The 23500-nt window shown below is 75.3% G+C and carries 18 protein-coding genes; 3 read left to right on the top strand and 15 right to left on the bottom strand.

What is annotated here, in order from left to right:
* Positions 1-9: 9 nt before the first annotated feature.
* From ACWPWW_RS04740 to ileS, 15 genes are all read right to left on the bottom strand, one after another.
* On the bottom strand, positions 10-1776 hold the full coding sequence (locus ACWPWW_RS04740; protein WP_454049185.1) for a [protein-PII] uridylyltransferase: 1767 nt from the start codon (positions 1774-1776) through the stop codon (positions 10-12).
* Complete coding sequence (locus ACWPWW_RS04745; RefSeq protein WP_454049186.1) at positions 1777-2118, bottom strand: P-II family nitrogen regulator; 342 nt, start codon at positions 2116-2118, stop codon at positions 1777-1779.
* Complete coding sequence (locus tag ACWPWW_RS04750) at positions 2115-3422, bottom strand: ammonium transporter (RefSeq protein ID WP_454049187.1); 1308 nt, start codon at positions 3420-3422, stop codon at positions 2115-2117. Before ACWPWW_RS04750 ends, ACWPWW_RS04745 begins: the two co-directional genes overlap by 4 nt.
* A gap of 184 nt (positions 3423-3606) precedes the next feature.
* A complete protein-coding gene (gene ftsY / locus ACWPWW_RS04755) occupies positions 3607-4794 on the bottom strand; it encodes a signal recognition particle-docking protein FtsY (protein WP_454049188.1) in 1188 nt (395 codons plus the stop codon).
* Positions 4795-4816: 22 nt separating this feature from the next.
* The gene (locus ACWPWW_RS04760; RefSeq protein WP_454049189.1) at positions 4817-5242 is read right to left on the bottom strand and encodes a hypothetical protein; all 426 of its coding nucleotides are present in this window, start codon (positions 5240-5242) and stop codon (positions 4817-4819) included.
* Between the two features lie 99 nt (positions 5243-5341).
* Positions 5342-8911: a chromosome segregation protein SMC gene (gene smc / locus ACWPWW_RS04765; RefSeq protein WP_454049190.1), complete on the bottom strand. Its 3570-nt coding sequence runs from the start codon at positions 8909-8911 to the stop codon at positions 5342-5344.
* A 48-nt stretch (positions 8912-8959) separates the two neighbouring features.
* Positions 8960-9391 carry a nucleoside-diphosphate kinase gene (ndk, locus tag ACWPWW_RS04770; RefSeq protein ID WP_454049191.1) on the bottom strand — a complete coding sequence of 144 codons (432 nt, stop codon included), beginning with the start codon at positions 9389-9391 and terminating at the stop codon, positions 8960-8962.
* Between the two features lie 10 nt (positions 9392-9401).
* Complete coding sequence (locus ACWPWW_RS04775) at positions 9402-9827, bottom strand: DUF4233 domain-containing protein (protein ID WP_454050399.1); 426 nt, start codon at positions 9825-9827, stop codon at positions 9402-9404.
* A gap of 15 nt (positions 9828-9842) precedes the next feature.
* Positions 9843-11522: an MDR family MFS transporter gene (locus ACWPWW_RS04780; protein WP_454049192.1), complete on the bottom strand. Its 1680-nt coding sequence runs from the start codon at positions 11520-11522 to the stop codon at positions 9843-9845.
* Between the two features lie 117 nt (positions 11523-11639).
* Complete coding sequence (locus ACWPWW_RS04785; protein ID WP_454049193.1) at positions 11640-12251, bottom strand: TetR/AcrR family transcriptional regulator; 612 nt, start codon at positions 12249-12251, stop codon at positions 11640-11642.
* Positions 12252-12310: 59 nt separating this feature from the next.
* Positions 12311-13036: a dihydroxyacetone kinase phosphoryl donor subunit DhaM gene (dhaM, locus tag ACWPWW_RS04790; RefSeq protein ID WP_454049194.1), complete on the bottom strand. Its 726-nt coding sequence runs from the start codon at positions 13034-13036 to the stop codon at positions 12311-12313.
* Complete coding sequence (gene dhaL, locus ACWPWW_RS04795) at positions 13033-13680, bottom strand: dihydroxyacetone kinase subunit DhaL (protein ID WP_454049195.1); 648 nt, start codon at positions 13678-13680, stop codon at positions 13033-13035. The genes dhaM and dhaL overlap by 4 nt, the downstream gene beginning before the upstream one ends.
* Positions 13681-13741: 61 nt before the next feature.
* On the bottom strand, positions 13742-14737 hold the full coding sequence (gene dhaK / locus ACWPWW_RS04800) for a dihydroxyacetone kinase subunit DhaK (RefSeq protein ID WP_454050400.1): 996 nt from the start codon (positions 14735-14737) through the stop codon (positions 13742-13744).
* Positions 14738-14878: 141 nt separating this feature from the next.
* Positions 14879-16270 carry a bifunctional folylpolyglutamate synthase/dihydrofolate synthase gene (locus ACWPWW_RS04805; RefSeq protein WP_454049196.1) on the bottom strand — a complete coding sequence of 464 codons (1392 nt, stop codon included), beginning with the start codon at positions 16268-16270 and terminating at the stop codon, positions 14879-14881.
* Positions 16270-19587, bottom strand: a complete 3318-nt coding sequence (ileS, locus tag ACWPWW_RS04810) for an isoleucine--tRNA ligase (RefSeq protein WP_454049197.1) — start codon at positions 19585-19587, stop codon at positions 16270-16272. The genes ACWPWW_RS04805 and ileS overlap by 1 nt, the downstream gene beginning before the upstream one ends.
* Before the next feature lie 439 nt (positions 19588-20026).
* Between ileS and ACWPWW_RS04815 the strand changes: the two genes are divergently transcribed.
* Genes ACWPWW_RS04815 through ACWPWW_RS04825 form a run of 3 tightly spaced genes read left to right on the top strand, consistent with a single transcriptional unit; the run spans position 20027 to position 23498 of the window.
* Positions 20027-20770: a hypothetical protein gene (locus ACWPWW_RS04815; RefSeq protein WP_454049198.1), complete on the top strand. Its 744-nt coding sequence runs from the start codon at positions 20027-20029 to the stop codon at positions 20768-20770.
* A gap of 50 nt (positions 20771-20820) precedes the next feature.
* On the top strand, positions 20821-22845 hold the full coding sequence (locus ACWPWW_RS04820; RefSeq protein WP_454049199.1) for a sensor histidine kinase: 2025 nt from the start codon (positions 20821-20823) through the stop codon (positions 22843-22845).
* Positions 22842-23498 carry a response regulator gene (locus tag ACWPWW_RS04825; RefSeq protein ID WP_454049200.1) on the top strand — a complete coding sequence of 219 codons (657 nt, stop codon included), beginning with the start codon at positions 22842-22844 and terminating at the stop codon, positions 23496-23498. Before ACWPWW_RS04820 ends, ACWPWW_RS04825 begins: the two co-directional genes overlap by 4 nt.
* Positions 23499-23500: the final 2 nt, after the last annotated feature.

Consider the following 23500-nt stretch of genomic DNA (forward strand, 5'->3'; position numbering starts at 1 on the left):
TCTCGGCGGTCAGGGACGTCCCAGCGTACCCGCCAGCCGGGACGTCGACCGCGCCACGAGGTCGTCGACGAGCTGGGCGCGCCACGCCGTCCACGCGGTGGGCCCGGCGGACGACGCGTCCGCCTCGGTGAGCGCGCGCAGCAGCGTCAGGAGCTCGGGGCGGTGGTCGACGGCGTCGAGGACGGCGTCCACGGTGGCGGGGTCGTCGGGGTCGGCGCCGGTGGCGAGCTCCGAGAGGAGCAGGTGGTGCCGCACCAGGCGCGCGATGTCGGCGGCGTCGTCGGGCGCGAACCCCATCCGCAGCGCGATCGGCCCGGCGAGCCGCGCCCCCTCGACCGAGTGGTCCCCCGCGCCGGCGCGCTTGCCGATGTCGTGCAGCAGCGTGGCCACGAGCAGGACGTCCGGCCGCTCGACCGCGCGTCGCATCCCGGCGGCGCGCGCGACGGCCTCGACCAGGTGCCGGTCGACCGTGTGCCGGTGGATGGGCGAGCGCTGCGGGCGGTTGCGGACGCCGGCCCACTCGGGGATCCAGGTCGTGACGACGCCGGCCAGGTCCAGGGCTTCCCAGACGGGGACCTGCGCCGGCCCGGTGCCGAGCAGCTGCACCAGCAGGGTCCGCGCGGCCTTCGGCCACGGCGTCGGCAGCGCGGGCGTGTGCTCCAGGCTGGCCACGGTGATCGGCGAGAGCGTCAGGCCGGTGCGTGCGGCGGTCGCCGCGGCGCGCAGGGAGAGCAGCGGGTCGACGGCAGGCTGGGCGTCCGCGGCGAGCACGAGCTCGCCGTCGTGCTCGACCAGGCCCTCCCCCACGGTCCGCAGCCGCGGCGGCGTGCGCCGGCCGCGCACCAGGACGGGGCGCCGGGCGGGCCGGGCGAGCGCCTGCCGGGCGTTGCGGGCCGTGGTGTCCAGCGCGTAGGACACGATGCGGCCGGCCTCGGCGAGGCTGGCGAGCAGGTCGTCCCGGTCCCCCACGCCGAGCAGCGCGGCCACCTCGTCCTGGTCGGCGAGCAGCAGCCGGTTGGTGTGCCGGCGGCTGACCGTCTGCACGGCGTCGCGGACGTCGAGCAGGTGCGCGTGGGCACGGTCGACGGCGCCGTGCGGGCGGTCGGTCAGCCAGGTGGCGGCGAGCGCGGACAGCACGACGGCGTCGCGGATCCCGCCGCGGGCCTCCTTGAGGTCCGGCTCGATGAGGTAGGCGAGCTCGCCGTGCCGCTCCGCGCGCTGCCGCGTGGAGGCGAGCAGCTCCGGCAGGCGGCGGCGGGCGGCGGACCGCCAGTCGGCGAGCAGCGCGGACCGCGCGCGGTGCACGATCCCGGGGTCGCCGGCGACCGGCCGCAGGTCGAGCAGCCCGACCGCGGCGGGCAGGTCCTTGGACGCGACCTGGCGGCACTGCGCGAGGGAGCGCACCGAGTGGTCCAGGTCGAGCGCCGCGTCCCACACGGGGTACCAGAGCCGGTCGGCGAGCGTCGCCAGCTCGGCGGCGGAGTGCCCGCGGCCGTCGTGCACCAGCAGGAGGTCGAGGTCGCTGGCCGGGCTCGCGTCGCCGCGCCCGACGCTGCCGACGGCGCCGAGCCCGATGCCGGGCGTCTCCTGCCCGTCGGTGGCGATCTCCCACTGCTCGGCGAGGCGACGCAGCACCAGGTCGGACATCGCGCGGCGCCGCTCGGCGCCGTCCGCGTCCGGCCCGGACAGCCGGGTCGCGAGGTCGAGCCGCTCATGTCGGAGGTCCCGCACCCCCACGGGATCGCGGGGGTGCGGGACCTCGGGCAGTTCAGCCATTCAGAGCGCGTCGGGGCCGTGCTCGCCGGTGCGCACCCGGGCGACGTCCTCGACCGGGACGACCCAGACCTTGCCGTCGCCGATCTTGCCGGTCTGCGCCGCCTTGACGACCACCTCGACGACACCCGGGGTGTCCTCGTCGGCGACCAGGACGTCGATCTTCACCTTCGGCACCAGGTCGACGGTGTACTCGGCGCCGCGGTAGACCTCGGTGTGACCGCGCTGGCGGCCGTAGCCGCTGGCCTCGCTCACCGTCAGGCCGCGGACGCCGGCCGCCTCGAGGGCCGACTTCACGTCGTCCAGCCGATGCGGCTGGATGACCGCCGTCACGAGCTTCGTCATGCCTTCACCTCCGTCACCACGCGGGCGCCGCCCAGCGTCTCGTATGCGGTCTCACCGTGCACCGCGAGGTCGATGCCGCCGACCTCGGCCTCCTCGCTGACCCGCCAGCCCAGCGTGGCCTTCAGGATGAGCCCGATGACCAGGGTCGCCAGACCGGAGAAGACGACCGCGGCCAGGGCCACGATGATCTGCGTCAGCAGCTGGGTCGCCCCGCCACCGTAGAACAGACCCTCCATGGCGCCGTCCGGGAACCAGGCGGAGTCGCCGTCGGTCGCGAACAGGCCGATGAGGACCGTGCCGACGAGGCCGCCGACCAGGTGCACGCCGACCACGTCGAGCGAGTCGTCGTAGCCGAACCGGTACTTCAGGCCGACCGCCAGGGCGCAGAGCACGCCGGCGACCAGGCCGATGGCGATGGCGCCGAAGGTGTCGACGGCCGCGGCCGCCGGGGTGATGGCGACCAGGCCCGCCACGATGCCGGACGCGGCGCCGAGCGAGGTGGCGTGGCCGTCGCGGATCTTCTCCGTGATGAGCCAGCCGAGGATCGCGACCGCCGTGGCCACGAGGGTGTTCAGCCAGGCACGGCCGGAGACCGCGTCCGCGCCGAACTCGGAGCCGGCGTTGAAGCCGAACCAGCCGAACCACAGGAGCGCGGCGCCGAGCATGACGAACGGCAGGTTGTGCGGCCGCATGGGCTCCTTGCCGAAGCCCTTGCGCTTGCCGATCAGCACCGCGAGCACGAGGCCCGCGACACCGGCGTTGATGTGCACGACCGTGCCGCCCGCGAAGTCGATCGGGGTGGACAGGCCCGACGTGAGCCCGTCCGCACCGAGCGCGCCGCCGCCCCACACCATGTGGGCGAGCGGCACGTACACCACGGTGACCCACACGGCCACGAAGGCGAGCCAGGTGCCGAACTTGGTCCGGTCGGCGATCGCGCCGGAGATCAGCGCGACGGTGATGATGGCGAACGTCGCCTGGTAGCCGACCGCGACGAGCGCCGGGACGCCCATGCCGAGCATGAGGCTGTCGTCGTCGGTCATGCCGGCGAGGCCGAACCAGTCGAAGGGGTTGCCGAACAGGCCCGCCACGTCGGTCCCGAACACGCCGGAGTACCCGTAGAGCACCCAGATGAGACCCACGACGCCGATGGCGCCGAAGCTCATCATCATCATGTTCAGGACGCTCTTGCCGCGCACCATGCCGCCGTAGAAGAACGCCAGACCCGGCGTCATCAGGAGCACGAGTGACGCGGACGTGAGCATCCACGCGGTATTGCCGCTGTCGAGCGCGAACTCTTCCATGCAGGTCGCCTTTCCGCCTCGTCGGCCCGGTGGCCGGATCGGTGACCAGAGTCGTGCGCCTGGATTTCCGTGCGTGGCTGGGCGCGTTACACGCGTGTGACGAGCGGGTCCGCGACGTCAACATTGTGTTACGGAGTGGCGTGCGTCTCAGCCCGCGGGACCTGCACGGGAGCTCCCGGGTGCGTCAGCCGAGGATGCCGTCGACGAACTCCTCGGCGTCGAACGGCGCCAGGTCGTCGGGGCCCTCGCCCAGGCCGACGAGCTTCACGGGCACGCCGAGCTCGCGCTGCACGGCCACGACGATGCCGCCCTTCGCGGTGCCGTCGAGCTTGGTGAGCACGATGCCGGTGACCCCGGCGACCTCCGCGAACACCCGCGCCTGGTTCATGCCGTTCTGGCCGGTGGTGGCGTCGAGCACGAGCAGCACCTCCGACAGCGGCGCGGTGCGCGTGATGACGCGGGTGATCTTGCCGAGCTCGTCCATGAGCCCCGCCTTGTTCTGCAGGCGGCCGGCGGTGTCGACCAGGACGACGTCGACGCCCTCGGCCACCCCCTCCCGCACGGCCTCGAAGGCGACGGAGGCCGGGTCCGCGCCGTCCCGGTCCGAGCGCACGGTGCGCACGCCGACGCGCGAGCCCCAGGTCTCGAGCTGGTCGGCGGCCGCGGCGCGGAACGTGTCCGCCGCGCCGAGGACCACGGTGCGGCCCTCGGCGACGAGCACGCGCGAGAGCTTGCCCACGGTGGTGGTCTTGCCGGTGCCGTTCACGCCGACGACCAGGACGACGGCGGGCACGGTCACGCCGTCCTCGCCCGAGGTCGGCGCGGTGGCGAGCGAGCGGTCGAGCGACGGGTCCACCAGGGCGAGCAGCTGCTCGCGGAGCAGCGCGCGCACCTGCGCGGGGTCCTTGAGCCCCTGGACCCGGGCCTGGGTGCGGAGCGCCTCGACGAGGTCGGCCGACGGGCCGGCGCCGACGTCGGCGAGCAGCAGCGTCTCCTCGAGCTCGTCCCAGTCGTCCTCGGTGAGGTGGTCGCGGGACAGCACCTGCAGCATCCGGGCGCCGAGCGGCGAGCCGGACCGCGCCAGGCGGTCGCGCAGCCGGGACAGGCGGCCCGCGGCGGGCGCGGGGACCTCGAGCGCCGGCGCGGTGGCCGCCTGCTCCGGGGCGGGGACCGCGACCTCCGGCGCCTCGACCCCGGGGGCCTCCGGCGCGGGGCGCTCGAGCGTGGTGGTGCCGCCGGCCGGGCGGTCCGCGTCCCCGTCGGCCGGGTGGTCGCCGGAGCGCCGTCGCCGGAGGACCGCCGCACCGCCGCCCAGGATGGCCAGGGCCGGCACGCCGACGAGGAGCAGGTTCAGGAGGTCGTTCGAGTCCACGGGGACAGTGTGTCAGCCCGGGTCAGGCGTCGCCGCGCTGCGGGGGCACGTCCCGCTCCGCGGGCGGCGCCGCGACCGTGCCGAGCGGCAGGTGGCCGCTGCGGCGCGCGGCGTGCCGGTCGACGGCCCGCGGCTGCGGCAGGTGCTCGCGGATCCGGCTCGCGCGCTCCCCCGTGCGCCCGAGCACGTCCGCGAGCTCGTCGAGCTGCAGGTAGCCGTCGTCCGGCTGGGACACCTCGGCGAACAGCTGGTCGAACGGCACGTCGACCGGCTCGGGCTCCTCGTCGTGGTCGCGGGCGTCGTCACCGCGCCGGCGGCGCAGGCCGCTCCGCAGGTCGCGCCAGAAGCCACGCACGTCCGTCCGGCCGTCGCCTGCCGCGTTCGCCACCGCGATGACCCCGATCGCGGCCAGCAGCGCCAGCCCGACCACCCAGATGTACCCGCCCATAGGAGGATCATCGGCCGTCTTCCCGCGACCCGCCGGGTCGCCGCGCCCCTGCGGGCGGAACCGCTACGGGATCTCCACACCGGGCCACCGGCCGGGACGTCAGACGGCGACCTCGTCGCGCAGCCGCTGGCTGATCACCGTCGTGACCCCGTCACCGCGCATCGTCACCCCGTACAGCGCGTCGGCGATCTCCATCGTCCGCTTCTGGTGCGTGACGACGATGAGCTGGGAGTCCCGCTGCAGCTCGGTGAAGATCTCCAGCAGCCGGCCCAGGTTCGCGTCGTCCAGCGCGGCCTCGACCTCGTCCATCACGTAGAACGGGCTCGGCCGCGCCTTGAAGATCGACACGAGCAGCGCGACGGCCGTCAGCGACCGCTCGCCGCCGGACAGCAGCGACAGCCGCTTGACCTTCTTGCCGGCCGGCCGCGCCTCGATCTCGATGCCGGTGGTGAGCATGTCGTCCGGGTCGGTGAGGACCAGCCGGCCCTCGCCGCCGGGGAACAGCCGGGGGAACACGGTGTCGAACTGGGCGGCGGTGTCCCGGTAGGCCTCGGCGAACACCTGCTCGACCCGCTCGTCGATCTCCCGGACGATCTCCATCAGGTCGGCGCGGGACTTCTTGAGGTCGGCGAGCTGCTCGACGAGGAACTTGTGCCGCTCCTCGAGGGCCGCGAACTCCTCGAGCGCCAGCGGGTTGACCCGGCCGAGCTGCGACAGCGCGCGCTCCGCGGACCGCAGGCGCTTCTCCTGCTCGGCGCGGACGTACGGGACCTCCGCGGGCGGCGCGTCGTCGTCGCCGGAGGGCGGCGTGAGGACGGGCACCGTGCGGTGCGGCCCGAACTCCTCCACCAGCACCGCCGGGTCGATCCCGAGGTCCTCGACCGCACGGTCCTGCAGCTGCTCGATCCGCAGCCGCTGCTCGGCGCGGGCCACCTCGTCCCGGTGCGCGGAGTCGGTGAGCTGGGCGACCTCGCGCTGCCGCTCGTCGACCTGGGTGCGGACGGTCGCGAGCGCCGATTCCCGCTCGGTGCGCGCGGCCTCGGCGGCGTCCCGCTCCTCGGCGGCGTGCTGCAGGCTGTGCTCGATCGCGCCGAGCGCCTGGGCGGCGCCCTGCGCGACCGCGGTGGCGACGGTGGCGTGCCGGGCCCGGGCGCGCTCGCGCTCGGCGGCCTTCTCACGGGCGGCGCGCTCGGCACGCGCGGCACGGTCCAGCGACTCGGCGCGGCCCGCCAGCGCGCGGGCACGCTCCTCGGCGGTGCGCAGGGTCAGGCGCGCCTCGGTCTCGCGGGTGCGCGCGGCCGACGCCGCCGCCGCGCGGGCGTCCCGCTCGGCGGTGCGCTCCTCGACGGCGGTGTCGGTGTCGGCGGGCTCGGCCTCGGCCGCGGCCAGACGCTCGGTCAGCTCCGCGAGTGCGGCGGCGTGCTCGGCGAGCGCCTGCTCGGCGGTGGTGAGCGACGCCTGCACGCGCTCCGCCTCCGCGCGCGCGGCGCGGGCGGTCGCTCCCAGGTGGCCGAGCTGCTCGGCGACGGCGGCGAGCGCGGCGTCCGACTCGTTCAGGCGGTCCAGCGTGCCCTCGTACTCCGCCCGGGCGGTGGCCTCGGCCTCGCGGGCGCCGACGAGCGCGAACCGCGCCTGCTCCGCGCGGGCGGTCGCCGCGTCGGCGCCGCGCCGGGCGTCGTCCAGCGCGGACTGCAGGTGCAGCGCGCTCGGCGCCGTCGCGGAACCGCCGGAGGCCCGGTGGGCGGCCAGCACGTCCCCGGCGCGGGTCGCGACCACGAGGTCGGGACGGTCGCGGAGCACGCCGCGGGCGGCGACCAGGTCGTCCACCACGACGACGTCCCGGAGCAGCCGCCGGACGGCGGGCAGCACCGCGGGCGGGGCCTGCACCAGGTCGAGCGCCCAGGACGCGGTGCCCGGCGCGGGTCCGGTGGGCGCGTCCGCACCCGCCGCCTCGCCCGCGGCGACCACCAGGCCCGCCCGCCCGGCATCCTGGTCGCGCAGCCAGCGGATGGCGTCGACCGCGGCCTCGACCGACTCGACCGCCACCGCGTCGGCCGACGCACCCAGCGCCGCGACGATCGCGTCCTCGTCCCCCGGCGCCACGCCGATCAGCGCCGCGAGCGACCCGACGACGCCGGCGACGTCGTCCGAGGCGAGCAGCGCGCCGGCGCCGTCCTTGCGGGTCAGGCTCAGCTCGAGGGTCTCGATCCGCGACGTCAGCGCCGCGTGCTCGCGCTCGGCCTCCCCCAGCTGCCCGGTCAGCTCGGCGACGCGCGCGGCGGTGGTCTCGACCGCCTCGGCCGCGGCCTCGTGCGCCGCGTCCAGACCCTCCTCGCCCTCCTCGACGCCGGCGACCTGCGTCTCGAGGGCGGCGAACCCGACGGTCGCCTCCTGCCCACGGCGCTCGGCCTCGGTGAGGGTCGCGCGCAGGCGGCCGATCTCCGCCTCGGTGGCCTCCAGCCGGCTGCGCCGCGCACCGACCTGCCCCGCGAGCCGGGCCAGGCCCTCGCGCCGGTCCGCCGCCCCGCGCAGCACGGTGGCCAGCGCCTTCTCCGCGGCCGCGGCCGCCTCCTCCGCCTGCTGGCGCGCGGACTGCGTGCCCTCCAGACCGGCGCGGGCGACGTCGACCTCGGCGGCCAGCTCCGCCTCCGCGGCACGCGCGCGCCCGGCCTGGCGCTCCAGCTCGTCGGGGTCCTGACCGCGGGTCGGCTCGGGGCCGGCGGAGCCGAGCAGCCGCGCCCGGTCGGCGGCGAGCGACGCCGTGCCGCGCAGGCGCTCACGGAGCGCCGACAGCCGGTACCAGACGTCGGACGCCTCGCCCAGCGCGGGCGCGGCCTCGGCGGCCTCGCGCTCCAGCGCGGCCAGCCGGGCGCGGGCGGCGTCGAGCGCACGCTCGGCCTCGGCGCGGCGCTCGCGCAGCGCGGTGTCGTCGGCGATCTCCTGCTCGAGCGTCGCGGTGAGCTGCGCCAGGTCGTCGGCGAGCAGCCGGGCGCGGGCGTCGCGGAGGTCCGCCTGCACGGTCTGCGCCCGGCGGGCGACCTCGGCCTGCCGGCCCAGCGGGCCGAGCTGGCGGCGCAGCTCCCCGGTGAGGTCGGTGAGGCGCGTGAGGTTGGCCTGCATGGCGTCGAGCTTGCGGAGCGCCTTCTCCTTGCGCTTGCGGTGCTTGAGGACGCCCGCGGCCTCCTCGATGAAGCCGCGGCGCTCCTCGGGCGTCGCACGGAGCACGGCGTCGAGCTGACCCTGCCCGACGATGACGTGCATCTCCCGGCCCAGGCCGGAGTCGGACAGCAGGTCCTGGATGTCGAGCAGCCGGCAGGCGCGGCCGTTGATGGCGTACTCGGAGCCTCCGTTGCGGAACAGCGTCCGCGAGATCGTGACCTCGGTGTACTCGATCGGCAGGGCGCCGTCGGAGTTGTCGATCGTGAGCGAGACCTCGGCGCGGCCGAGGGGCGGCCGGCCCGAGGTGCCGGCGAAGATGACGTCCTCCATCTTGCCGCCGCGCAGGGACTTCGCCCCCTGCTCGCCCATGACCCAGGCGAGGGCGTCGACGACGTTGGACTTGCCGGAGCCGTTCGGTCCGACGACGCAGGTCACCCCGGGCTCGAGGTTCAGCGTCGTCGCCGAGGCGAACGACTTGAACCCGCGCAGGGTGAGCGTCTTCAGGTGCACGGGCCGCAGCCTAGTGCGGCTGCGGCCCGCGCCCCGGGAGGACCGGGGTCAGGCGGCCAGGGTCGGGAACCAGAGGGCGATCTCGCGGGCGGCGGACTCCTCGGAGTCCGAGCCGTGCACGAGGTTCTGCGTGACCTTCAGGCCCCAGTCGCGGCCGAGGTCGCCGCGGATGGTGCCCGGCGCCGCGGTGGTGGGCTCGGTGGCGCCGGCCAGCGACCGGAAGCCCTCGATGACGCGGTGCCCCTCGGCGACCACGGCGAGCACCGGGCCGGACTTCATGAAGTCGACCAGGGGCTGGAAGAACGGCTTGCCCTCGTGCTCGGCGTAGTGCTGCTGCAGCAGGGCGTCGTCGGCGGTACGGAGCTCGACGGCCACGAGGGTGTATCCCTTGGCCTCGATGCGGCGGAGGACCTCGCCGGAGAGTCCGCGGCTGACGCCGTCGGGCTTGACCAGGACGAGGGTGCGCTGGATGTCGCTCATGCGGGTGACTCTAACCGGCGGGCGGGTCCGTACGGTCGGGCAGCCCGCCCTGCGGCGTCTGGTCCGGGTAGGCCGCGTCGAACGCCGCGCGCTCGGCGTCGATCCGCCCGCCGAGCCGGAGCGAGACGAACCAGAGCACGGCGAACAGCAGGCCGAGCACGTACATGATCGGCAGCACGAACCCGCAGGTGATCACCAGGACCTGCGCCACAGACCCGGCGACGTACCCGCCGGGCCGCGTGACCATCCGGGACAGCGCCACCAGGACGAGGAACATCGACCCCGCCACGGTCCAGATGACGAGTGGCGGGGCCGACCGCAGCCCGTACGCCGTCAGCGCCGCGAACAGCACCAGCACGCCCTCGAGGACCAGGATCATCGAGGTGAACTGGGGCTTGGCGGGGCGCTTGGGGCGCGGCGGCCGCGACGCGTGCATGCTCACGGGCCGAGGCTACCTGGGCTCGTCCGTGCGACCGGCACCGGTGCCCGTGGCCGACGAGGAGCCGACGGAGACGGAGTCCTGGCCGGCGCCCGACGGCGTCGCGGCCGCCGACCCGCCCGCGGTCGCCTCGCCGCGCGCCACCATGCCGGCGACGTCGGAGAGCGTGACCTCGCGCAGGAACAGCGTCAGCACGAACCCGAGCGCGAGCAGCGGCACCAGGTACCAGAACGCCGGCGCCAGCGCCTCGGTGTAGGCGTTGACCACGCCGTCGTGCAGCTGCTCCGGCAGCTGGGCGACCACGGCCGGGGTCAGGGACTCCGCGGAGCCGGACGGGTCGACCGCCCCGCTCTGCGCGCCGGCGAACACCGACTCGAGCCGCTCGGAGAGCCGGCTGGTGAAGATGGTGCTGAACAGCGCCGTGCCGACGGCCGCGCCGATCTCGCGGAAGAAGTTGTTCGCGCTGGTCGCGGTGCCGAGCTCGTGCGGGTCGACCGAGTTCTGCACGGCCAGCACGATCGTCTGCATCACGAGGCCGAGGCCCGCGCCGAGGACGAAGATCATCGCGCCGAACAGCACCATCGACATGTCGCCGGTGATGGTGGTCAGCCAGGCGAGGCCGAGCGTCGCGATGCCCATGCCGGTGATCGGGAACGCCTTGTACCGGCCGGTCTTCGTGATCGCGATGCCGGACCCGATCGCGGTGAGCATCACGCCGACCGTCATCGGGAGCATGAGCAGCCCCGACTCGGTCACGCCGGAGCCGGTGGACATCTGCAGGAAGGTCGGCAGGAACGCGAGCGAGGCGAACATGCCCATGCCGATGACCAGGCCGACCCCCGTGGCCAGGGTGAACGTGGGGTTCTTGAACAGGCGCAGCGGCAGGATCGGCTCCTGCGCGCGCAGCTCGACGAGCACGAACGCGACGGCGGCGACGACGGTCGCGGCCAGCAGGCCGATCAGGCGGCCGTCGGACCAGTCGTAGCCGGACTCGCCCGAGACCGAGCTCCACGACGTGACCAGCACCAGGCCGGAGGTGGCCACGGTGAGCAGCACGATGCCGGCGACGTCGAGCTTGCGGCCCGAGCGGTGGCTGGGCAGCTTCAGCGTGAACCAGGCGGTGAGGAACGCGGCGATGCCGATCGGGATGTTGATCCAGAAGCACCAGCGCCAGTCGGCGTGGTCGGTGAACAGGCCGCCGAGCAGCGGGCCGGCCACGGCCGCGACGCCGAACATCGCACCCATCGGGCCCATGTACTTGCCGCGCTCCTTGGCGGGCACGATGTCGGCGATGATCGCCTGCGACAGGATGATCAGGCCACCGCCGCCGAGGCCCTGCACGCCGCGCCAGGCGACGAGCTCCCCGAACGACTGCGCGAAGCCGGCGCCCGCGGAGGCGACGGTGAACAGCGCGATGGCGACGAGGAACGGCCAGCGCCGCCCCCACAGGTCGCCGAACTTGCCGTACAGGGGCATGACGATCGCGATCGCCAGGATGTAGATCGTCACGACCCAGCCCTGGTGCTCGACGCCGTTGAGCTCGCCGACGATGGTCGGCATCGCGGTGCCGACGATCGACTGGTCGAGCGACGACAGCAGCATGCTGGCGAGCAGCGCGCCGAAGATCAGCCAGATGGTGCGCTGGTTCAGCTCCACCAGGGGCTTCTCGGAGGTGGGGGCAGCGGATGCCATGGGTACCTCGTCCGTTCTGGGTCGGGGCCGCGCGGGGCCGTCCGGCGACGGCCGGGTCGGCGCCGTCGTCGGCGGGGGTGCGGGGGTGCGTGGGGTGCGGGGCCGGGCGGCCCGGGCTCAGCGGGGCGGGGCCAGGATGCTCGCGAGGTCGGCGACCACCGCGGGCAGGTGCGTCTGCACGTCGCCCTCCCGTCCGGTGGTGTCCCACCGGACGAAGGTCGCGTGGGACAGGACCATCAGCAGGGCGCCGACCAGGAGGACGACCGACTCGTCGGCCGCGTCCCCCAGGCGACGCCGGACCAGGGCCTCGATCTCGTCGTGCAGGCCCTGCACGTGCGTGTAGGCGCGCATGAGCAGGTCCGGGTGGCTGCGGGCCACCGCGAACGCGCGCTCCATGCGCTCCTTGCCGAGCGGCGGGTGGTCGAGCACGCTGGCGACGAGCAGCTGCATGTCGGCCAGCAGGTCGCCGCCGGGGCCGCCCGCGGCGAACGCCTCCGCGGCCGCCGGGTCGAGCCGCCAGTGGGCGAGGCCGAGCACCGCGTCGTTCTTCGACTCGAAGTAGTTGAAGAACGTGCGGACGCTCACGCCGACCTCGGCGCAGATGTCCTCGACGGTGACCGCGTCCAGCCCGCGCTCGGCGGCCAGGCGGTGCGTGGCGTCGACCAGCGCCTCCAGGCGGGCGCGCTTCTTCCGGGCGCGCAGCCCCTCGGGCTCGGTCGATTCCTGCATGGCATGCATTCTTGCACGCTCTGCAGAGTTCGGTCAGGCAACGACCCGTGCGAGCCGGGTCACACCTCGCCGAACCCCTCCTCGACCGCGCCGACGAACGCGTCCACGGCCACCCGCGCCTGCGGGCCCGACGCGGCCACCTCCAGGGTGCGGCCCTGCGTGGCGCCGAGCTGCATCAGCTCGAGCACGCTCGCCCCGTTGACGCCGTCCACCTGCACCGCGGCGTCGAAGCCCGCCATCATCCGCGCGAGCACCGCCGCCGGGCGCGCGTGCAGGCCCAGCGGGTTCCGCACGACGACGTGCGCGGTGATGACGCCGGTGTGCTCCGCCGGGTGCGGCGCGGACGGCGCCGGGAGGTCGGGCGGCGCCTCCCCCGGTCCGCCCGCGTGCGGGAAGCCCGCCCCGGCCGCGACCGCCGCACCGAGCACCTCGCCCACCGGCGCGCCGCCGGCCGCCGTCACGCCGGCGGCCACCGCGGCCTCGACGAACGGGGCGTCCGCGAGGTGCACGCGGGCGGCGACGTCCTCGTCGAGCAGCTCCAGCACCGACTCCGTGGTGAGCACGGCCGAGCCCAGGTCGGTGAGCACCACGGCGGACCGGCCGTCGGCCGTGGCCTCGGTGAGCGCCTGCTCGACCAGGTCGAAGCTCGTGCCGAGCCCGCCCGCGCCGTCGCCGCCGGCCGCGAGGATCAGCACGTCCGGCGCCATCTGCGCGGCGAGCTCGCGCGCCCCCGCGGCCAGGGCCGCCGAGTGCGAGACGAGCACCAGCGCGACCGGCGCGGTCACGCCACCGCCTCCGCCGTGACGGCCGCGGCCTCGAGCACGAGGGCGGTGGACGTCGCGCCGGGGTCCTGGTGACCGGCGGACCGCTCGCCCAGGTACGAGGCGCGGCCCTTGGTCGCCACCAGCGGGATCGTGGCCTCGGCCCCCGCGCGCGCCGCCTCCGCCGCGGCCGCGAGCACCGCCGCGGGCGAGGCGCCGGCGTCGGCGGCGGCCACGGCCGCCTCGACCGCCGGGGTCCACGCGTCGACCATGGTCTTCTCCCCCGTGGTGGCCTTGCCGCGCACGACGATGCCCTCCAGGCCGGCCTCGAGCATCGCGACCACCGCGCCGCTGTCCAGCGCGGGCAGCCCCGTGACCTTGGCGGCGCGCAGGTACGCGGTGCCGTACAGCGGACCCGCGGCACCGCCCACGGTCGACATGAGCGTGGTCGCGACCAGCTTGAGCACGGCGCCGACCTCGGCCGGCGGCTCCTCGAGCGCGTCCAGCTTGGCCACCACCGCGGTGAACCCGCGCGTGAGGTTCTCGCCGTGGTCCCCGTCGCCGATCTGCCGGTCGAGCTCGATCAGCTCCTCACGGTGCTCGACGACCACCTGCGCCGTCCGGCGCGTCCACGCCACCGCCCAGGCCGCATCCAGGGATCCCGCCATGCTCCGCTCCCACCTCCGCCGTCGAAGCCGCAGTCCTGCGCCCGGGCGGGCGACGCGCCCGCTACCAGTGCAGCGCGGCCGTGCGCACCGGCGCGTCCCAGAGCGCGGTGAGCTCGTCGTCCAGCCGGAGGACAGTGACCGAGGCGCCCTGCATCTCCAGTGATGTCACATAGCTGCCCACGAGCGAGCGGGTCACCTGGACGCCGCGGCCCTCGAGCAGCCTGCGTGCCTGACGATAGACGACGTAGAGCTCGCTGAGCGGCGTGCCACCCATGCCGTTGACGAACAGCAGCACCTGCTCCCCCGACGCGAGCCCGAGGTCCTCGGCCACCGGGGTCAGCAGCATCTCGGTGATCTCGTCCGCGCTCTTCAGGGGGACGCGATGCCGGCCCGGCTCGCCGTGGATGCCGATGCCGATCTCGATCTCGTCGTCGGGGAGGTCGAACGACGGCTTGCCGGCGTGCGGGACCGTGCCCGCGGCGAGCGCCACGCCCATCGACCGCACGTTCGCGACCACCTTCTCCGCCACCGCGACGACGGCGTCCAGGTCGTCCCCGCGGGCGGCGGCGGCCCCGGCGATCTTCTCGACCGCGAGCGTGCCGGCGACGCCGCGGCGGCCCGCGGTGTACAGCGAGTCCTCCACGGCGACGTCGTCGTTCACGACCACCGTGCGGACCGTGAGGTCGTCGGCCTCCGCGAGCTCGGCCGCGGTCTCGAAGTTGAGGACGTCGCCCGTGTAGTTCTTCACGATGGCCAGCACGCCCGCGCCGCCGTCGGCCGCGGCGAACGCGGGGGCGATCTGGTCGGGCGTCGGCGAGGTGAACATCGCGCCCGGCACGGCCGCGTCCAGCATGCCGTCGCCGACGAACCCGGCGTGCAGCGGCTCGTGCCCGCTGCCGCCGCCGGAGACGAGGCCGACCTTGCCGCTCACCGGCCCGGACGCCCGGGAGACGAACAGCGGGTCGGTGTGCACCTGGACCACGTCCGCGTGGGCCTGGCCGAATCCCTCGACGGACTCGGCGACGACGGTCTGCGGGTCGTTGATGAGCTTCTTCACGTCGAGAGTTCCCTTCGCGGCGGGCGTCAACGGCTCCGTCGCCGCGACAGTCCTCACACTCGCGGTGCTGGTCGTGGACGTCAAGGGGCGAACGTGCGGCGGGGGTGCACATCGGTGCACCCCCGCCGTCCGCCGTCGGCGTCAGCCCCGGCCCAGGTACACCCGCGCCTCGGCCACGAGCAGGATCGAGCCGGTGACGAGCACGGCCGCGCCGCGCTCCACCTCCGCCTCCGCGAGGTCGGCGGCGAGCGTGATCGCGTCGTCCAGCCGCTCGCGCACGTGCACGCGGTCCTCGCCGAACACGTCGACCGCGATCTCGGCGAGGTCGTCCACCTCCATCGCCCGCGGGCCCGACGCGCGCGTCACGACCACCTCGGCCAGCGACGGCTCGAGCACCGCGAGGATGCTCTCCGGGTCCTTGTCGGCCATCACGCCGACCACCCCGACGACGCGCTGGAACGCGAACGCCTCCTCGACGGCGGTGACCAGCGCCTCCGCGCCCGCGGGGTTGTGCGCCCCGTCGACGAGGATCGTCGGGCTGGAGCGGACGAGCTCCAGGCGGCCCGGCGACTCGGCGTCGGCGAACGCGACCTCGACGACGGAGCCGTCCAGGGCCCCGCCGCCCGCGATCAGGGCCTCGACGGCCGCGAGCGCCGCCAGCGCGTTGTGCGCCTGGTGCTCGCCGTGCAGCGGCAGGAAGACGTCCGTGTACACGCCGCCGGTGCCGCGCAGGGTGAGCAGCTGCCCGCCGACGGCGACCGCGCGGTCGACCACGTCGATGTCGATGCCCTCGCGGACCACCCTGGCGCCGTGCTCGGCCGCGGCGTGCAGGATCACGCCCTCGGCGTCCTCCTGCTGCTGGGACAGCACCAGGGTGGCGCCGTCCTTGACGATGCCGGACTTCTCCCCGGCGATCTCGACGAGGGTGTGCCCGAGCCAGCGCTCGTGGTCGTACGCGACCGGGGTGATCACCGCGACCTCGCCGTCGGCGACGTTGGTGGCGTCCCAGCGCCCGCCCATGCCGACCTCGACCACCGCGACGTCCACCGGCGCGTCCGCGAACGCGGCGAAGGCCATCACGGTGAACACCTCGAAGAACGACAGCCGCGGACGGCCCTCCGCCTGCTCCTTGACGTCGACCATGTGCACGTACGGCGCGACGTCCTGCCACACCTCGACGAACCGCTCGTCGGTGATCGGCTCGCCGTCGATCGCGATCCGCTCGGTGACCCGGGTCAGGTGCGGGCTGGTGAACCGGCCCGTGCGCAGCCCGTGCTCCCGCACCAGCCGCTCGACCATGCGGGCGGTCGACGTCTTGCCGTTGGTGCCGGTGATGTGCACGACCCGGTAGGCCTTCTGCGGGTCGCCCAGCAGCTCGCACACCGCCGCGACCCGGTCCAGGGTCGGGTCGATGTCGTGCTCCGGCGCCCGGTCGAGGATGCCGGCGTACACCTCGTCGGCGGCGCGGCGGGCGGCCTGCGCCGCCTCGTCCTTCAGGTGGTCGGCCCCGCCGCGACCCCTCGCGGCGGCCATCAGGCGTCCACCCGCTCGACCGACACGGTCAGGTCGGCGCCGGGGGCCGGCTCCAGCACCACCGTCGTGGCCAGGGTCTCCGTGGCGATGAACTCCTCGTGCGTGCGGACCGCCTCCTCGTGCTCGGCCGGGACCCCCAGGGTCAGCCGGATCCGGTCGGAGACGACCAGGTCGGCCGCCTTCCGTGCGTCCTGCACGGCGCGGACGACGTCGCGGGCGTAGCCCTCGGCGCGCAGGGCGTCGTTCAGCGCCAGGTCGAGCACCACGAACCCGCCCGAGGGCAGCACGCCCGCGGCGAGCGCCGGCGCCTCGCCCTCGGCCGTCGCGACCTCGATCGCCGTCGTCAGCTCGTACTCGCTCGGCTCGAGCGGCACGTCGCCGTCAGGGGTGCGCACCACGACGGTGCCCGCGGCGTCGGTGTCCCAGTCGCCCGCCTTCGCGGCACGGATCGCCGCCTGCACGCCGCGGCCCAGGCGCGGCCCGGCGGCCCGCGCGTTGACCGCCAGGTTCCGCCGCACCGCGACGCCGCCCGCGGCGGCCTCCTCGACCGTCGACAGCGTGACCCGCTTGACGTTGAGCTCGGCGGCCAGCAGGTCCGTGAACGGGGCCAGCGCGTCGGGCGTCGCGGTGGCCACCCGCAGGTCGCGCAGCGGCTGCCGGACGCGCAGGCCGTTCGCCTTGCGCAGCGCCAGGGCCGCGGAGACCGCCTCGCGCACGCCGTCCACGGCGGCCACCAGGTCGTCGTCGGCCGCGAGCGCGGTGTCGTCCGCCCCGCCGTCGCCCAGGGTCGGCCAGTCGGTGAGGTGCACCGACCGCGCCCCGGTCAGGCCGCGCCAGACCTCCTCGGACAGCAGCGGCGCGAGCGGCGCCATCACCCGGGTCAGCGTCTCGAGCGCGGTCCACAGCGTGTCGAACGCCGCCTGGTCCTCGGCCCAGAACCGGTCGCGCTGCGTGCGGACGTACCAGTTGGTCAGCAGGTCCAGGTGCACCCGGACCGTCTCGCAGGCGCCGGGGACGTCGTAGGCGTCGAGCTGCGCGGTGACCGTCTCGACCAGCCGGCGCGTCCGGGCCAGGACGTACCGGTCCATCGTGCTGACCGGGGTCTCGGGCGTCACGCGCCTGCCCGTCAGGCCCGAGCCACCGTTCGCCGCGTTGGCGTACAGCGCGAAGAAGTACCAGGTGCTCCACAGCGGGAGCAGCACCTGGCGCACCTCGGAGCGGATGCCGTCCTCGGTCACCACCAGGTTGCCGCCGCGCAGGATCGGCGACGCCATGAGGAACCAGCGCATCGCGTCCGACCCGTCGCGGTCGAACACCTCGTTGACGTCCGGGTAGTTCCGCAGCGACTTGCTCATCTTGCGGCCGTCGGAGCCCAGCACGATGCCGTGCGACACGCTGGTCCGGAACGCCGGGCGGTCGAACAGCGCCGTGGCCAGCACGTGCAGCAGGTAGAACCAGCCGCGGGTCTGCCCGATGTACTCGGTGATGAAGTCGCCCGGGTAGTGGTGCTCGAACCAGTCGGCGTTCTCGAACGGGTAGTGCACCTGGGCGTACGGCATCGACCCGGAGTCGAACCACACGTCCAGCACGTCCGGGATCCGGCGCATGGTGCTCCGGCCGGTCGGGTCGTCCGGGTTCGGCCGGGTCAGGTCGTCGATGAACGGCCGGTGCAGGTCCGGCTCGCCCTGCGCGTTCAGCGGCAGGCGGCCGAAGTCGGCCTCCAGCTCCGCGAACGAGCCGTACACGTCGATGCGCGGGTACGCCGGGTCGTCGCTCACCCACACGGGGATCGGCGTGCCCCAGTACCGGTTCCGGGACACCGACCAGTCCCGGGCGTTCGCGAGCCAGTTGCCGAACTGCCCGTCCTTGATGTGCTCGGGCACCCAGGAGATCCCCTGGTTGAGCTCGACCATCCGGTCGCGGAACGCGGTCACCTTGACGAACCACGACGACACGGCCTTGTAGATCAGCGGCTTCCGGCAGCGCCAGCAGTGCGGGTAGGAGTGCACGTACGACGCCTGGCGCAGCAGCCGGCCGTCGGCGCGCAGCCGCTGGGTGATCGGCTTGTTCGCCTCGAACACCTGCAGGCCCTGGAAGTCGGGGACGAGCGACGTGAACTTCCCGCCCTCGTCCACGCTCAGCACGGTCGGGATGCCGACGGCCTCGCAGGTCTCCTGGTCGACCTCGCCGTAGGCGGGCGCCTGGTGCACCACGCCGGTGCCGTCCTCGGTGGTGACGTAGTCGGCGAGCAGCACCTGGAAGCCGTGCTCGGCCATGCCCGGCTGGTCGGCCAGGTAGCCGAACAGGGGCGCGTAGCGCACGCCGGCCAGGTCGGCACCGCGGATCTCGCGGGTCACGGCCGCGAGGGCGTCCTCGGCGGAGTCGTGGCCGAGGTCCTTGGCGTAGCCCGCGACCAGGTCGCGCGCCATCAGGAACGCCTCGCCGGCGGCGGAGGTGCCGTTCGGGCCGGCGGGCACCACCGCGTACGTGACGTCGGGCCCGACCGCGAGCGCCGAGTTGGTCGGCAGCGTCCACGGCGTCGTCGTCCAGGCGAGCGCGGCGACGCCGGTCAGCCCGAGCTCCTCGGCGCGCTCGCCCGTGAACGGGAACGTCACCGTGACGGTCTGGTCCTGGACGTCCTTGTAGACGTCGTCGTCCATCCGCAGCTCGTGGTTGGACAGCGGCGTCTGGTCGTTCCAGCAGTAGGGCAGCACGCGGTAGCCCTCGTACGCCCAGCCCTTGTCGTACAGGCGCTTGAACGCCCAGATGACCGACTCCATGTAGGACGGGTCGAGGGTCTTGTAGTCGTGCTCGAAGTCCACCCAGCGGGCCTGGCGGGTCACGTACACCTGCCACTCGTCGGTGTACCGCAGCACGGAGGTGCGGCAGGCGTCGTTGAACGCCTCGATGCCCATCTCCTCGATCTGCGACTTGTCCGTGATGCCGAGGATCCGCTCCGCCTCGAGCTCCGCGGGCAGCCCGTGCGTGTCCCAACCGAACCGGCGCTCCACGCGACGACCGCGCTGCGTCTGGTAGCGGCCGACGATGTCCTTCGCGTAGCCCGTCAGCAGGTGGCCGTAGTGCGGCAGGCCGTTCGCGAACGGCGGGCCGTCGTAGAACACGAACTCGTTGGCGCCGTCCTCGCCGGCGGGGCGCGCGTCGACCGACGCCCGGAACGTGCCGTCGGCGTCCCAGTACGCCAGGACGTCCTTCTCGAGGGCGGGCAGGTCCGGCGACGCCGGCAGCCCGAAGGACGCGCCGGGCGCGACGGGGGCGGCGTGCTTGCCGGACGGCGAGCGGTGCAGCGGATAGGCCATGGCGGCTGGCGCTCCTGTGGTCGGCGGCCCCGGGACGGGGCACGCGGTGCGTGGCGGACCCACGGGGACGACCTGGCGCTCGCTCTCTCGACCTCGCACCCTGCCGCGGTACCACCCCGCTTGCCGCGCGACCGCCCTGGCGGGGAGGTGTGCGACCACTCGCTGACGGCTGTGACGGGCCTACCCGTCCGGGTCTACTGCGGGCGCCGGTCGTGCTGGCGCCCGGTTCTTCCGGAGGCTCCCCGGTGATGGCCGGATCGGTGCCTGTGGGCACGAGTGTAGCGACGGGGCGCGGCGACCTGCACGGGGATACCGCGCCGCGCCGTCCCGGGCCGGTCGCCCGGGAGTCCGGGACGCCGGCCCTTCCGCCCGGGACGCGGGCCCGGCCAGCGTCGGGCGGAGCGGAGGCACGTCGCCTCCCGACACCGAGGAGAACGCGATGACCACGCACGACACACCCTCCGCCGCCCGCACGTCCGGGGTCGGTGCCGCCGCAGGGGGCGGCACCGGCACGACGACGCAGGCCGCCACGACGCCCGGGAGCCGGGTCCGGCCGCAGCCGCGGGGCTGGGCGCTCGCGGGGATCGGTGCCGGCCTGGCCGGCCTGGTGTCGATCCAGGCCTCGCTCGGCCTGTCCGTCGACTGGGAGCGGACCGCGGGCGACGCGGACCTGATGGTCGCCGACATGGCGGACACGATCCCGACGATGCTGCTGTTCCACACCGCGACCCTGATCACGATGGTGCTGGTCCTGGTGTTCGCGGCGGGGCTGGCCCGGCGGCTCGGGCAGCAGGCGCCCGCAGGCAGCCTGCTGCCCGCGGTGGCGTCCGGCGGGCTGCTGCTGGTCGCGGTGGCCGCGCTGATGGGCACGGGCCTGGACACCGAGTTCATGTTCGGGTTCGCCGAGCCCGAGAAGATGGTCACGGAGTCGGGGGCGTTCTACACCTCCTGGGTCGCGACCATCCCGTGGTTGTGGGTCGGCGCGGGCCTGACCGGGGTGGCCGTGGCGGTCGCCGCGCTGCGGCACGGCGCCGCCCCGCGGTGGATCGGCTGGGTCAGCGCGGTGCTCGGCGGGCTCACGCTGCTGCTCGGCCTCTCCCCGCTGCAGTACATGGCCGGGTTCACCGGGCCGCTGTGGCTGCTCGTCGCGGCGATCGGCTTCGCGGTGGGCGACCGCAGGTGAAGGTGCCCGACCCCTCCCCTCCCGTGGCGGTCAGCCCCTACGGTGACGCCATGGACCGGGAGGGGTCGGCGGCGCACCGGCGCGCGGACGGCGGCCTGCCCGTCGTCGCCGGCGCCGTCGCGCTGGTCTGCTGGCTGCTGGCCGGCACCGCGACGGTGCTGCACGTCGCGGCCGGCGGCGGCATGGTCCCCGGCGACCTGCTGTTCACGGCCGTCGACATCGCCGTGGCGGCCGTCTACGGCACCGTCGGCGCCGTGATCCTGTCCCGGCGCCGGCACGTGGTCGGCTGGCTCGTCGCGTTCACCGGAGTCGCGGGCGGGGTGTCCGCGGTCGGCGGCGCGTGGGGCGCGTTCGCGGCCTCCCGGCCGGGGCTGCCGGCCCTCGACTGGCTCGTGGCGACGTTCGGCTGGATCTGGGTGCCCGGCACCGTCGCCCTGTTCACGGTGGTGCCGTGGCTCACCCGCGACCGCGCCCTCGGCCCGTGGGCCCGGGCCGGGCTGGCGCTGGGCGTCGTCGCGGCGGGGCTGCTGACCGGGGTGCGGCTGGTCGCCCCGATGTCCGACCCCCGGCTCGCCCTCGCGCTGGTGGTCGTCGCCGGTCTGGTCACCGCAGCCGGCACGTGGTGGCGGTTCCGGCACGGGCCGGCCGACGAGCGCCGGGGCCTCGACGTCCTCGCCGCCGCGACGCTGATCATGGCGCTGTCGTTCGTCCCGCTGGTGCTCAGCGACCCCGGGCCCGGGCTGGTCCTCGCCATCCCGGTCAGCCACCTGCTGTGCCAGGCCCTGTTCCCCGCCGCCCTGCTCGTGACGGTGCTGCGCAACCGGCTGTGGGGGCTGGACCTCGCCGTCAGCCGTGCGACCGTGGCCGCGCTGCTCACGCTGCTGCTGGCCGGCGTCTACGCGGCCGTCGCCGGCACCGCGTCGGCGCTCGCGGGGACCAGCAGCACCGGCGCCCAGGTCGTCGCCGCGGTCGGCGTGGTGCTGCTCCTCCAGCCCGCGCGCGGGTGGTTGCAGCGCCGGGTCCGGCGGCTGGTCTACGGCGACGGCGACGACCCCGGCGGCGCGGCGCTGCGGCTCGGCCGCACCCTCGGCGCGCCCGGCAGCCCGGCCGACCTGCTGGACCAGCTCGTGGCCAGCGTGGGCGAGTCGCTGCGGCTGGAGTCCGTCCGGCTGGCGTCCGCCGACGCGGAGCCGCTGGTGGCGGCGTGGGGCGCGCCGACCGCGCCGCCGGTGCACCTGTCCGTCCCGCACGGCGGCCTCGCCGTCGGCCGCCTCGACGTCACCGCGCCGCCCGGGGAGCGTCTCGACGCCCGCACCCGCGCGGCGCTGGACCAGGTGCTCCCGGTGCTGGCCGCGGGGCTGGCGCTCGCCGCCGGGGCCCGCGACCTCGAGCGCGCACGGGACGCCACCACCAGCGCCCGGCTGCGGGAGCGCCGCGCGATCCGCCGCGAGCTGCACGACGGCCTCGGCCCGTGGCTCAGCGGCGTCCGGCTGGGGCTCCAGGGCGCGCTCAACCTGCTCGACGCGGGCACGCCGGCCGCCACCGCCGCCGCCCGCGACGCCCTGCGCGCCCTGGTCGACGAGGCGGAGCGCCGCGTGGAGGACGTCCGGGCGCTCGCCCGCAGCCTGCTGCCGCCCGTGCTGGACGAGGAGGGCCTCGGCCCGGCGCTCGCCGACCTCGCGGACCGGCTCGGCCGGGACGGCTTCACGGTGCACGTCGGCGGCGACGACCCCGGGGACCTCGACCCCGTCGTGGCCGCGGCGGCCTACGGGGTGCTCGCCGAGGCGGCGCGCAACGCCCGGCGGCACTCCGGGGCGCCGGGCTGCCGGATCGCCGTGCGCCGCACCGCCGGCACGCTCGAGCTGGTGTGCGACGACGACGGGTGCGGGCCCGGTGGCGTGGTCGGCGTCGGCACCCGGTCGATGCACGAGCGCGCCGAGGAGCTCGGCGGCACGGTCGAGGTCACGGACCGGTCCCCCGGCACGCGGGTGCGGGCGGTGCTGCCGCTCCTGCCGGGCGCGGCGCTGCGGCCCGCGCCCGCCCCGCACCCCGAGACGACGGCGGTGACCTCGTGACCGTCCGGGTCGCGCTCGTCGACGACCACCCGGTGTTCCGGATCGGCATGTCGGCGCTGCTCGGCTCCCTGGCCGGCGTCGAGGTGGTCGGGGCGGCGGCGGGTGCGGCGGAGGCGCGGGGGCTGCTCGTGCAGGACGGCGGTGCGGGACCGGTCGACGTAGTGGTGATGGACCTCGACCTCGGCGACGGGTCGGGGGTGGACGTGACCCGCGAGGTGCTGGCCGCGCGCCCCGGCGTCGCGGTGCTGGTGATGAGCATGCACGAGGACGACGACGCGGTCGTGGCCGCCGTCCGCGCCGGCGCCCGCGGGTACCTGGTGAAGTCGGCCTCCCCGGACCAGGTCGAGCGGGCGGTCCGGGCGGTCGCCGCGGGCGAGATGATCCTCGGCCCCTCCGTGGCCGCGCGCGCGATGGCCTACGTGCTCGGCGGGCGGTCGGCCGTGCGGGTGCCCTTCCCCCGGCTCACCGACCGCGAGCGCGAGGTCCTCGACCTCGTCGCCGCCGGGCACGACAACGTCGTCGTCGCCCGCCGGCTCGGCCTCTCGGCCAAGACGGTCCGGAACCACGTGGCGAACGTGCTGACCAAGCTCGAGGTGCCGGACCGGTCCGCCGCGATCGTGCGGGCGCGGGCCGAGGGGCTGGGCGGCGGCTGACG

It is taken from the genome of Cellulomonas sp. Marseille-Q8402, assembly GCF_965119525.1.

Coding starts and splice junctions, on each gene's coding strand:
- ACWPWW_RS04785 (WP_454049193.1), bottom strand. CDS start 12,251: ATGCAGGAATCGACCGAGCCCGAGGGGCTGCGCGCCCGGAAGAAGCGC.
- ACWPWW_RS04750 (WP_454049187.1), bottom strand. CDS start 3,422: ATGGAAGAGTTCGCGCTCGACAGCGGCAATACCGCGTGGATGCTCACG.
- ACWPWW_RS04775 (WP_454050399.1), bottom strand. CDS start 9,827: ATGCACGCGTCGCGGCCGCCGCGCCCCAAGCGCCCCGCCAAGCCCCAG.
- ACWPWW_RS04745 (WP_454049186.1), bottom strand. CDS start 2,118: ATGACGAAGCTCGTGACGGCGGTCATCCAGCCGCATCGGCTGGACGAC.
- dhaL (WP_454049195.1), bottom strand. CDS start 13,680: ATGGCGGGATCCCTGGATGCGGCCTGGGCGGTGGCGTGGACGCGCCGG.
- ndk (WP_454049191.1), bottom strand. CDS start 9,391: ATGAGCGACATCCAGCGCACCCTCGTCCTGGTCAAGCCCGACGGCGTC.
- ACWPWW_RS04815 (WP_454049198.1), top strand. CDS start 20,027: ATGACCACGCACGACACACCCTCCGCCGCCCGCACGTCCGGGGTCGGT.
- ACWPWW_RS04805 (WP_454049196.1), bottom strand. CDS start 16,270: ATGGCCGCCGCGAGGGGTCGCGGCGGGGCCGACCACCTGAAGGACGAG.
- ACWPWW_RS04740 (WP_454049185.1), bottom strand. CDS start 1,776: ATGGCTGAACTGCCCGAGGTCCCGCACCCCCGCGATCCCGTGGGGGTG.
- ACWPWW_RS04780 (WP_454049192.1), bottom strand. CDS start 11,522: ATGGCATCCGCTGCCCCCACCTCCGAGAAGCCCCTGGTGGAGCTGAAC.
- ileS (WP_454049197.1), bottom strand. CDS start 19,587: ATGGCCTATCCGCTGCACCGCTCGCCGTCCGGCAAGCACGCCGCCCCC.
- ACWPWW_RS04760 (WP_454049189.1), bottom strand. CDS start 5,242: ATGGGCGGGTACATCTGGGTGGTCGGGCTGGCGCTGCTGGCCGCGATC.
- ACWPWW_RS04820 (WP_454049199.1), top strand. CDS start 20,821: ATGGACCGGGAGGGGTCGGCGGCGCACCGGCGCGCGGACGGCGGCCTG.